Genomic DNA, 3,933 nt, shown 5'->3' with positions numbered 1-3,933 from the left:
ATCTGCTAAATCTGCGGGAAAAGAAACCACGCAGATTTAGCTTTTTTTTTAAAATATCCCTAAAATGGATGATATAAAATTTGGAAGGAAGAGATTATCCATCAGAAAAAAATGCAAAATAAATCTTCGTCAGTAGTTTTTTCCAACAATTCAAAACACTACAAAAACTTTACAAAAGAATTCTAACTGTCAAGTATTCCTAATCCAAATCAGGCTGTTATTCTGTCTAAAAAAAACATAACATTAGAATCTTAAATAATTATACAGAAAAGGGGTAAATTTGAGTACCCAAACCTATAAAATTTCTGAATAATTATGAGAAAAAATCTACTACTTAAAATTCAAAAACGATTTAGGCAATTCTTATCTATTGCTGTTTTATTTATTTACTCCCTATCCTATTCGCAGTACATTACCCAAAACCTTGCTCCAACAGCTGTAATAAAAGAAGGACTTGCGCTGGAACAATCTTCTGACGGAAGAATTTTCATAGCAGAAAGAGCGGGTATTGTAAAAGTATTCCAGAACAATGCAGTGTCTACTGTTTTTACCGTCACTACCGTTACAGACAAAGAACAAGGTTTGCTTGGACTAACCTTGCATCCAAACTTTGCTGCAAATGGTTACGTTTATGTTTTTTACTCTATAAATGAAGCAAATGTAATTCGACATAGAATTGAAAGAATTAAGATTGACGCTAACAACCAAGTAATCAACAGGCAAGAAATTTTGCTTTTGGAACCCATTGGTGAGGGTTTTCATAATGGTGGCGACCTGAAATTTTTTAACGGCTATCTTTATGTAACAGTCGGTGATAGTCAGCTGAATACCAATTCACAAGATTTGGATACTTACAAAGGAAAAATTCTCCGCTTGACTGAAGACGGACAGCCAGCGCCAGGAAATCCTTATTATGGAAGCGGTTCTATACAAAGACAAAGCATTTGGGTGTACGGTTTTAGAAACCCATGGAGATTAGTTGCCAACGAAACTGCCAACAAACTATTTGTCTTAGATGTTGGAACTTCATGGGAAGAAGTAAACGAAATCAGTAATCCGACAATACGCAATTATGCGTGGGGTCATCCTCAAGGAGGCGACGGAAAACAAACCGAAACCAACTTATTTACCAATCCAATCTTTACATATGCTACTGGAAGTATCGGAAATGCTTTGACTAATGGCGTACTTTATAATCCTGCCATATCTCGTTATCCAAATCTTCAAGGAAAATTTATCATTAAAGATTTTGTACGAACAGAAATTAGGTCTTTTGATCCAAACGTTGCCGATCCTGTTTCGACGGTATTTTTTACCGCTCCGCAACAGCAGGCTCTTGGAATGATGTTAGGCAATGACGGTTATATTTATTATTGCGCATATGGAAATAATGGTTCGCTGATTAAGCTGGATTATATAGAAACTGCAGCACCAACAATAGTAAATCATCCACTTTCACAATCTATAATGGAAACCAAACCTGTAACTTTTACAGTTTCGGCAAGTGGAACAGGTTTAACCTATCAATGGCAATATAATAATGCCAATATAAACGGGGCAACTGGTGCAAGTTATACTATTCCAAACGTAACAACGGCAAATGCCGGAAATTATAGAGTAATAGTCACCAATACCGCGGGAAATGTAACCAGTAATCAAGCAGTATTAACGGTAACGCCATTTAGCAATGCACCTACGGTTTCTATTGTTTCTCCATTACCAACATTAAAATGGAATGCTGACGATGTTATTTATTTCGAAGCCACAGCAAACGATGTTGAAGACGGAGCACTACCTACAAGTGCTTTTTCGTGGAGCATGGATCTTTTTCACGAAGACGTTCCAGGAGCAGGACATTCGCATCCAGGAGCAAGTCCGCAGGGTGTAAAATCAGGCAATTTTACGGCTTCTAACCAAGGCGAAAAAACACCAAATGTTTGGTATCGCTTTACGGTAAAAGTAACCGATAGCAACGGATTGACAGCAACAAGTTTTGTAGACATTAAACCGAATTTGGTTGACGTTACGGCAGCAAGTTCGCCAGTACCCCTTAATTTAGAATTCAACCAAAAACCAGTTACTGCGCCTTCTACAAAACAGGTTGTAGCCAATGCTGCTTTACAGACTCTAAACGCTCCAACACCCCAGTATGTAGGCAATATCCGTTATGATTTTGATCATTGGAGTCAAGGCGGAACGGCCAATCAAACCTTTAAGGCTCCAGCCTCAGGAGCAATTACCTATACCGCATTTTATACCCCAACTACACTTCAGAATGCACCTTATCAGGGAATAATTGCGCAAATACCTGGAACTATAGAAGCCGAAAATTATGATATTGGCCCAGAAGCTATTTTCGATATCAATGCTGGAGGAGATACGGCTTACAGACCAGGCGACCGTGTTGGAACTGAAGCTTGTAACGAAGGCGGATTCAATTTGGCTTATGTCGTAAAAGATGAATGGCTGAAATATACCGCCAAAGTAAATACAACAGGAAATTACACGATAAATTTAAGAATTGCTACTCCTTACAACACCAGAAAACTACATGTAAAAGTAGATGGCACAAACCTAACTGGAACTGTCAATATACCTAATACAGGAGGTTTTCAGAACTGGCAGACTGTCGCAATTCCTAATATAGCTTTGACACAAGGAACTCATGTGATCACTTTATATTTTGAAGAAAATGATATCAATGTCAATAAAATGGAATTTGTCCTTTCAGGAAGCACCACTGCTCCTATTGCCGATTTTGAATATAGTCCGCAAATGGGATGTTTGAATACTGCTGTAACCTTTACTTCAGTTTCTGTAGGCACTGTTGATTCTTATTCATGGAATTTTGGCGCTGGGGCACAACCGCAAACTGCAACTGGAATTGGTCCGCATTCTGTTATTTTTTCTACAGAAGGAGATCGAGAAATTTCTTTAACTGTTACTAATTCAAATGGAAATAATACTAAAAAAGTTAGCTACGAAGTTCATAATTGTAATCTTGGAGTAGAAAATCCGGATGCAGAATCCAATAAAATTATCGTTTATCCAAACCCGTCAAAAGGAATATTTCATTTATCAAAAGAGCTAGAATGGACTATCTATTCAGTTACAGGAAGTAAAATTAAACAAGGAGCAGGAAATATTATTTCGATCTCCGAATATCCTTCAGGCATTTATTTCATAAAATCTAACACAACGAGTAAAGCCATGATAATCAGTAAACAATAATTTCATTTTATAAGATTTTTATAGTATATTGGAGTCCCTAAAGTATAGTTGCTTTTAAAGTTTTGCATCAATTCATTTTAAAACAATAAAAATGATGGAATCAAAAATACCCGAAGGACCACTTTCAGAAAAATGGAGTACTTATAAATCGAAAGCTAAACTGGTAAATCCAGCAAATCGGAAAAAACTTAATATTATAGTCGTGGGTACAGGTCTTGCAGGAGCTTCATGCGCTGCATCGCTGGCAGAACAAGGCTATAATATTAAGTCTTTTTGTTTTCAGGACTCTCCTAGACGTGCGCATTCTGTTGCTGCACAAGGAGGTGTAAATGCTGCCAAAAACTACAAAAATGATGGCGACAGTACTTTCAGAATGTTTTACGACACTATAAAAGGCGGCGATTTTAGATCTCGTGAGGCCAATGTTTATCGCTTGGCCGAATGTTCTGCTGCTTTAATTGACCATGCTGTCGCACAAGGAGTTCCTTTTGCAAGGGAATATGCGGGATATTTAAACAACAGATCTTTTGGAGGCGTTCAGGTTTCTCGAACTTTTTATGCTAGAGGACAGACAGGACAACAGCTTTTATTAGGAGCTTATCAAGCCTTGGAACGTCAGGCAGCTTTGGGAAAAGTATCTTTGTACACCCGTCACGAAATGCTCGAACTTGTGGTCATTGATGGCAAAGCCAAAGGCATAAT

The 3,933-nt window shown here is 37.7% G+C and carries 2 protein-coding genes; both read left to right on the top strand.

Going from position 1 to position 3,933, the window contains the following annotated elements; all coding sequences use genetic code 11:
• Positions 1-315: 315 nt before the first annotated feature.
• On the top strand, positions 316-3,231 hold the full coding sequence (locus FF52_RS04365) for a PQQ-dependent sugar dehydrogenase (protein ID WP_008463295.1): 2,916 nt from the start codon (positions 316-318) through the stop codon (positions 3,229-3,231).
• A 91-nt stretch (positions 3,232-3,322) separates the two neighbouring features.
• Positions 3,323-3,933: FAD-dependent oxidoreductase (locus FF52_RS04360; protein WP_157498511.1), on the top strand; the 611-nt coding region annotated here is incomplete at its 3' end.

It is taken from the genome of Flavobacterium sp. F52 (genome assembly GCF_000278705.1).
Classification (GTDB): domain Bacteria; phylum Bacteroidota; class Bacteroidia; order Flavobacteriales; family Flavobacteriaceae; genus Flavobacterium; species Flavobacterium anhuiense.
This window is presented reverse-complemented; position numbering and strand designations above follow the sequence as displayed.